The sequence below is a fragment of the Nitratireductor sp. XY-223 genome, from assembly GCF_004959855.1.
GTDB lineage: Bacteria > Pseudomonadota > Alphaproteobacteria > Rhizobiales > Rhizobiaceae > Hoeflea_A.
The window spans coordinates 1-2,376 of record NZ_SPNT01000051.1; the positions used below are offsets into that span (position 1 = coordinate 1).

General features: G+C 69.5%; 2 protein-coding genes. Both read right to left on the reverse strand.

Annotated elements, in window-relative coordinates:
* Window positions 1-498: biotin/lipoyl-binding protein (locus E4M07_RS28930; protein ID WP_169054472.1), on the reverse strand; the 498-nt coding region annotated here is incomplete at its 3' end.
* Window positions 499-589: 91 nt separating this feature from the next.
* The gene (locus E4M07_RS28935) at window positions 590-2,335 is read right to left on the reverse strand and encodes a type I secretion system permease/ATPase (protein ID WP_169054473.1); all 1,746 of its coding nucleotides are present in this window, start codon (window positions 2,333-2,335) and stop codon (window positions 590-592) included.
* Window positions 2,336-2,376: the final 41 nt, after the last annotated feature.

A 2,376-nucleotide genomic window follows, 5' to 3' on the forward strand; every position in this document is an offset into this window, starting at 1 on the left:
CCCATCGATATAGGCCGCGGTCTGCGTCTTGCGCTCGCCGATCTGCCCGAGTGTCTTTATCAGCGTTTCGCGCCCGGTCTCGAACAGCCTGCGCTCTGCGGCAAGCAGTGCCGCAAGGACCGGGCTGTCCATTGCGGCACGCCCGTCCCGGAACGCCAGGGCGTCCTGCGACCGGGCCTCGGCCGACAGGCGGTCGATGCGCGCCCGCGCCTCGTGCAACTGCCGCGTCACGACTGCCTCCTCGGAAGAAAGCTCCGAAGCGTCAAGCTCAAGGATCGCCGCACCCGCTGCAACCCGCTCGCCATCGCGCACCCGCAGCGCCGCGACAAGACCGCCATCGGGATGCTGGACCGCCTGAAGGCGCGTGGCAACCCCGACATTGCCGGGCGCAATCACGGCACCGTGGATCGGGACCGTTCCGGCAAGGGCGAGAGCGCCCGCGAACCCGAACGCGAGCACCAGCACGCACGCCCGCAGGGGGCCGCGCACAGGCCACACGGGTCCAGGTCCCCCTGCCGGCGCTGCCGTCCGCGCGCGCGGCGCCCGCGGCCCAAGAACCGCGACAGCCCCTGAAGGGCGATGCGCCGCTCTATCGGGATGCGCGTTCGCCATCGTTCGCCTCGTCTTCATCAGCGATCGCCTGCTGCCGGCCGGAAATAAGCGCCAGCACCTCGTCGCGGCGTCCCCACGTCCTCACCGCGCCGCCTTCCAGCACCAGCACCCGCTCGCATTCGGCCAGCGTGGCGCGCCTGTGGGCCATGACGACAACTGCCCGCCCGTCCGCCTTCGCCCCGGCGATCGCCCGGTTCAGCGCATGCACGCCGTCATCGTCAAGGCTGGCGTCCGGCTCGTCCAGAACCAGCAAGGCCGGCTCACCGTAAAGCGCCCGCGCAAGACCGATGCGCTGGCGCTGACCGCCCGAAACCCCGCCGCTGCCCGTCAGAACCGTGTCGTAGCCGCCGCAAAGCGACAGGATCATGGCGTGCGCCCCGGCCGCCTGCGCCGCGTCAACGACAGCCGCGTCGCCGGCATCAGGATCGAAGCGCGCTATGTTCTGTGCCACAGTGCCGGAAAACAGCGCCACTTCCTGCGGCAGATAGCCCAGATGCTCACGCCATAGCGCCTCCCCGAACGCCGGCAGTTCAGCGCCGCCCAGGCGGATATCGCCCTGCGCGGCCGGTAACAGTCCGGCAAGCGCCTTCGCCAGCGTTGACTTTCCGGCGCCGCTCGGCCCCACCACCGCCAGCGCCTCGCCCGGCACGACATCGAACGTTACCGAGCGCAAAAGCACCGCCCGCCGATCGGGAGACAGCACCGTCAGGTTGCGCACCCGAAGATGCGCCGCGGGATGCGGAAGCGCCATCGGCGGCACCTGCGGCGGAAACTGCGCAAGCAGGCGCGACACCGAAAGCCAGCCGGCACGCGCCTGACGGATCAGCGCCGCCTGTGCGATCGTCTGCTCCAGCGGCTGCAGCGCCCGGCCCAGCAGGATGGACGCCGCGATCATCGCACCCGCTGTCAGTTCGCTCCCCAGCACCAGAAAAGCGCCGAGCGCCAGCATGCCCGACTGCAAAAGCAGCCGAAACGCCTTGCTCGCCGAAACATGGCCGCCGCCGGCGTCCGAGGCCCGCATCGACGCATCCAGCGCCGCATCGCGCGACGCCTTCCATCGCCCACGCAGCGGCCCGATCATGCCCAGAGCCGTCACCGTCTCCATCTCGCGGCGCACATCCTCGGCGCGCATGGCGGCCTCCACCGAAAGATTCGCCGATCGCTCCTGTGACCGGTGCGTCGCCCATCGGTTGGACAGCGCCAGAACCACCAGAACCGCACCGCCCGCCACCGCAAGCCAGCCGAGCAGCGGGTGGAAGATGAAGATGATCGCAATGAACAACGGCGTCCACGGCAGGTCCAGGATCGCCCCCGGAGCCATCGACGCAAAGAACGCCCGCACCGTCCCGAGTTGCTCAAGCGCCTGACCCGGGCCGCCGCTCAAGGGACCGCCACCGCGGGCCGGATCGCGCGCCGCAGTGCCGGCGGCATCGAAAACGCGCTCGTCAAGCGCACGCTGCAAGCCGGCCCCGATGCGCGAAAAGACCCGACCGCGCAGGCCGTCAAGCAGGCCCATCAGCCCGTAACAATAGACGACAATGGCAAGAAGCACCACAAGCGTCGCCTCCGAACGGCTGGTCAGAACCCGGTCGTAGATCTGCAACATGAACAGCGGACCCGCGAGCAGCAGAAGGTTTATCGCCGCGCTCACGGCGCCAACCAGGACAAGCGCGCCGCGATAGCGCACAAGAACCGAGCGCGGGTTCGCATTCTCGATGCTCAAGGCAAATCTCCGCCTCCGTATGCCGGGCCGCCGCGACCCGA